This is a genomic window from Microcystis sp. LSC13-02, from assembly GCA_002282935.1.
Lineage (GTDB): Bacteria > Cyanobacteriota > Cyanobacteriia > Cyanobacteriales > Microcystaceae > Microcystis.
The window spans coordinates 1-4,770 of the sequence record MTBT01000029.1 but is presented as its reverse complement, the minus strand read 5'-3'; the positions used below and the strand labels follow the sequence as shown (position 1 = coordinate 4,770).

General features: G+C 38.7%; 5 protein-coding genes and 1 pseudogene. 4 read left to right on the top strand and 2 right to left on the bottom strand.

Translation table 11 applies throughout. From position 1 onward, the window contains the following. Together BGL89_RS01855 and BGL89_RS01850 are read right to left on the bottom strand one after the other, a co-directional pair. A pseudogene (locus BGL89_RS01855) lies at positions 1-83 on the bottom strand (Uma2 family endonuclease); the annotation flags it as partial. 5 nt (positions 84-88) lie between these two features. Further along, complete coding sequence (locus BGL89_RS01850) at positions 89-652, bottom strand: Uma2 family endonuclease (protein WP_286824116.1); 564 nt, start codon at positions 650-652, stop codon at positions 89-91. Positions 653-882: 230 nt separating this feature from the next. Here BGL89_RS01850 and BGL89_RS01845 point away from each other — a divergent pair, with 230 nt between their 5' ends. From BGL89_RS01845 to BGL89_RS01830, 4 genes are all read left to right on the top strand, one after another. Beyond that, positions 883-1,530, top strand: a complete 648-nt coding sequence (locus BGL89_RS01845) for a hypothetical protein (RefSeq protein ID WP_286824114.1) — start codon at positions 883-885, stop codon at positions 1,528-1,530. Between the two features lie 71 nt (positions 1,531-1,601). Then, a complete protein-coding gene (locus BGL89_RS01840; RefSeq protein WP_002737239.1) occupies positions 1,602-1,853 on the top strand; it encodes a BolA family protein in 252 nt (83 codons plus the stop codon). Positions 1,854-2,068: 215 nt separating this feature from the next. Further along, complete coding sequence (locus BGL89_RS01835; protein ID WP_286824107.1) at positions 2,069-3,364, top strand: P-loop NTPase fold protein; 1,296 nt, start codon at positions 2,069-2,071, stop codon at positions 3,362-3,364. 114 nt (positions 3,365-3,478) lie between these two features. Then, positions 3,479-4,770, top strand: a 1,292-nt coding sequence (locus tag BGL89_RS01830; protein WP_286824106.1) for a tetratricopeptide repeat protein, incomplete at its 3' end; no start/stop codon positions are given.

The window sequence follows — 4,770 nt, the reverse complement described above, 5'->3', positions numbered from 1 at the left end:
TCATCGGGTTTGATTATTCCCTGGGTTGTCATTTTTTCGTATTCTTCCACCGTAAACTTACGGGTAATCAGTGATAAAGACATTTTAACTACACTCCTAAGATTTCTGCAATAGTGAATTCTATATCGGGAAAAGATGTTATAAAAACCCTCTCATTTATAGAGTATTTCTGAATATTTTGATAACTACCATGCAGCGGATGGCGATAAACTTCTAAACATTCTTCCTTAAGATTGATAATCCAAACTTCTTTAATATTTGCTTCCGCATAAAGAGAAATTTTAGTATTGCGATCATAATCGATGGTAGAATCAGAAACTTCAATAATTAAATAGATATCTTGAGGACAAGGATAGGCAGTAACATAAAAATCCGATCGAGGTATTAGTAAACTTAAATCTGGTTCTGGTTGAGAATTATTATTTAATCTAATCGGATTTTGCACCCTGAGAATAATTTTCTGGCCTAGCTTTTGATAAAGTAATTGTATTAATCTATCTATACAAGCAGCATGACGGGTTCCCATCGGTGACATTTTGATAATTTCTCCTCGAATTAATTCCACTTTTTCATCGGGTTTGATTATTCCCTGGGTTGTCATTTTTTCGTATTCTTCCACCGTAAACTTACGGGTAATCAGTGATAAAGACATTTTAACTAAACTCCTACTTTCTCTTTATTCTATCTGGACAGCCTTGCAAGGGTTGAATTATCGGTATTTAAACCATTAATCGGGGGGATAAACTAACTTTTTGGGGACTTGTACTGATTTTTCGGGAAAAATCAGAGGTTGCCATGGCGACAAAACCGGTATATCTAACGTCTAGAAAGCTGGGGTCGGATCGAAACTGCCCCAAAAAAGCTACTATAGGTCAGGTGTCGATGTTAGAAAAAATAGCCGTTCCCATCAGGAACATTAAGTCGAGAAATTTTATGGTTAAGCGAAAACAGCCTTATAGTTTAATTTATCTGCTCACTCTGGTGATCGGTTTAGTCATAGCGATCGCACCTGACGGACAAGCACAAACCCCCGACTCTAACACTCCTGCCAGCGATCCTAACGAATTGAAACCCTTAAATCAAGCCGATAGTGTCCTGAGTCTTCAGGGGGGACAACGTTTAGTGGAAGAAGCGAACGCCGCTATTAATGCCGCTAAATACGATGTCGCTGTGGACAAACTCAATCAAGCGCGCCGGATTTTTAACCAACTATCTAACTATCATCTGCAATTAGCTAATAGTTTCTCAGGAATTGACCCGAAAGTATTCGATTCTCAGCGTCAAAGTGCTTTAAACACGGGACAACTGCGGGATGAAGCCACCTATCAGCTTGCTTTGGTCCATAGGGCGCAAAATCAGCCAGAATTGGCGGTTCCTTTGTTAATTCAGGTGATTCAATCCCAAAACCCCACCAGTGAATTAGGACAAAAAAGCTATCAACAACTCTACGAGATGGGATTTGTCAGTACACCCATCTCCGCACCGACTCCCACCTCCGCAACTCCTAACAACTCCCCCCCACAGCAGTAAATTTTGTCCCCATTGACGAGCTTTCGGTAAAAATGGGATCAGAGTATCTTTAATTTTTTTGAGGAGTTACGATGGTTGACTTTCGCCAAGTAGAAGCGATGATTCAAGAACAAATCCCCGATGCACAAGTGATGATTCGGGATTTGACGGGAGGTGGCGATCATTTGGAAGCGGTGGTTATTTCCGGCGAATTTGCCGGCAAAACCCGCGTTAAACAGCATCAAATGGTTTATGGCGCTTTACAATCGGCACTGGCTACCGAAGCCATCCATGCTTTGGCATTAAAAACCTACACTCCCGACAGTTGGGCAGCCGAAAAATAACAGTTATCAGTTATCAGTTATCAGTTATCAGTTATCAGTTATCAGTTATCAGTTAATTTTTTTCTGGTTTTCTTTGTGGCTAATTATCTTCACACAACACAGTCTAATTTAATTACTCATGGTTAGTAACCCATGCAGGCGTTGGGTTTCATGCTTCAACCCAACCTACGTTCATCTTATATTTAATTCCACCCACCCACTTAATTTAATTACTCATGGTTAGTCCTTTACTAGAACCCTTTCGAGAAGCCTATCGTAATTTAGAACTTTTACCGCTGCGATCGGATAAAGAATTACAGCGTTTTGCTGTCGAATACGGCACAGAAATTATCGACGAATTAGAACAATTGGTAGAAGATAGTCCTTGGGAAGACGGAAAAATTATTCTAGCAGGACATCGGGGTTGTGGTAAATCAACCCTACTCTACGAATTTAAAAGAAAGTTAGATGATCGCTATTTTGTTGTTTTCTTCTCGATCTCAGACATGATCGAGATGTCAGACGTAAATCATGTTAATATTTTATTCTCGATCGCCGTTCAGATGATGTCAGAAGCGGAAACCCAAAATTTAACTATTAAAGATTCTATTAAAAAAAGCTTTTATCAATGGTTTGCCGAACAAATCCGCACCGAAACTAATCAAGCAGATACCACTGTCGAAACAGGTTTTAACTTTTCTACTTTACTAGCTCACATTAAAGGAATTCTCAAGATTAATTCGACTATTCGCCAGGAAATCAAACAAAAATATGAGCGGAGAATTACCGATTTAGTTGCCCAAATTAACATTATCGCTAGTGCGATCGAGTCTCAAAGTCAGAAAAAAATCTTAGTAATTGTTGATGACATTGATAAAATTGACTTAGCACAGGTAAGGGATATTTTTCAATCCCATATTAAAGCGATTATGTTGCCCGGTTTTCGGATTATTATGACTATTCCGATCGCCGCTTTAAGAGAAGTAGCTTTAAAGGCAACTCTCCAAACAGAAACCAACGATCAGATCGTACAAATGCCTGTATATAAACTCTTTAAACAGGGAGAAATTAATTCACCTAATGCTATACCCGATCCGCAAATTATTGCTACTTTAACCGAGATTATCACTAAGCGCATCGATCCCGCTTTAATCGATCCTGATACCCTCGAAAAAATTTGTCTTTATAGTGGGGGAGTATTACGAGAATTAATTCGCATTACTAATGATTGCTGTCGGGTTTGTTTGCGCTCAGTTCGTCGTTATCCTGATGATAATACCCTAAAAATTGATCAAGCTGTTTTAGAACAATCAATCACAGAACTTAGTCTCGATTTTGCCGAAAGTATAGGTAAAGCAGATGAGGAAATTATTAAAACTGTTTATCAACACTCAAAACCCACGGATCTCAAGGATCAAAATTTTCTAGATCTGCTGCATGGTTTATACATTTTAGAATACCGTAATGGCGATCTCTGGTATAATGTGCATCCGATTGTCGTTGAGTTAATGAAAAAAAGGGGAACAATTTGAATGGGATAAGTAAGTAGTTATAATTAAATTGAAGATCGATCCCCCCTTGATCCCCCCTTAATCCCCCCTTGATAAGGGGGGTATCTGACAGTTTTTAACACCTACCCACTTATTATGAATGATGAAACATCTTCAATTATCGACCAAAATGAAAGAGAATACGAAGGTTTAATCGTGTCTCTAGAGGCAAATCAAGAGAGATTAAATATATTAATTTGTGTGTGTGATCAGGAAAAATTGCGAGAACAAATTATTGATCGCTATAGCAAAGAATTAGAACCAGTAATCCCTTGTTATCGGATTGATTTAGATCAAAAAGAACCGAGTTTAAGAGCAGCAATTGCTAGTTTAGTCTCCAGAAAACCAGAGTTACTACAAAGCAAAAATGCCGTGATCACAACCACAGGAGTGGAAAAATTACACTCGATTCAATGGCAACGGGAAAAATCGGAACTAGATAAATTTTTTGGTTATCTGCAATGGACAAGGGAAGGATTGCGAGAATTTCCCTATTCTATCATTCTTTGGGTAACAAGCACAGTGGAAGTAAATTTACGCAAAAAGTCCCCCGATTTTTGGAGTTGGAGAAAAGGAGTTTTTCGCTTTATTTCTCCTCCAAGTAACTTTTTACCTTGTCAGGAATTTTTACCAATTTTACAATCTTTTGACGAAATTACTATAGACAAAGATATTCCTTTTATCTCTAAAGAAGACCTGTTAGAATTAATCGAGCAAATCGAGGTAAATAAAGGCAAAAAAGAGCCAAGATTAGCCAGTTTATATGCCAGTTTAGCTAAGATTTATAACCATCGTTTATCAAATCTGCCATTGTCAGATTATCGTCAGGAACAAGATTTAGCGATCGAGTATTATCAAAAAGCGATCGATTTACAAAAAGAGTTAAATCTAGAACTTGATTTAGTTGCGAGTCTCAACTCATTGGCAGATATTTATTATTCCCTAGGAGAATACCAAAAAGCGATCGAGTTTGATCAACAGTCCTTAGCAATCACACGGGAAATCGGTGATCGGGGGGGTGAAGGGAAATCCTACAATAATTTAGGCAATGTTTACCATTCCCTAGGAGAATACCAAAAAGCGATCGAATTTCATCAACAGTCCTTAGCAATCAAACGGGAAATCGGTGATCGGGGGGGTGAAGGGAAATCCTACGGTAATTTAGGCAATGTTTACAATTCCCTAGGAGAATACCAAAAAGCGATCGAGTTTTATCAACAGTCCTTAGCAATCAAACGGGAAATCGGTGATCGGGGGGGTGAAGGGAAATCCTACAATAATTTAGGCGCTGTTTACAATTCCCTAGGAGAATACCAAAAAGCGATCGAGTTTCATCAACAGTCCTTAGCAATCACACGGGAAATCGGTGATCGGGGGGGTGAAGGGAA

Bases quoted from the DNA above. Each gene is read 5' to 3' on its own strand.
- BGL89_RS01850 (WP_286824116.1), bottom strand. From the start codon at position 652: ATGTCTTTATCACTGATTACCCGTAAGTTTACGGTGGAAGAATACGAA.
- BGL89_RS01845 (WP_286824114.1), top strand. From the start codon at position 883: ATGTTAGAAAAAATAGCCGTTCCCATCAGGAACATTAAGTCGAGAAAT.
- BGL89_RS01840 (WP_002737239.1), top strand. From the start codon at position 1,602: ATGGTTGACTTTCGCCAAGTAGAAGCGATGATTCAAGAACAAATCCCC.
- BGL89_RS01835 (WP_286824107.1), top strand. From the start codon at position 2,069: ATGGTTAGTCCTTTACTAGAACCCTTTCGAGAAGCCTATCGTAATTTA.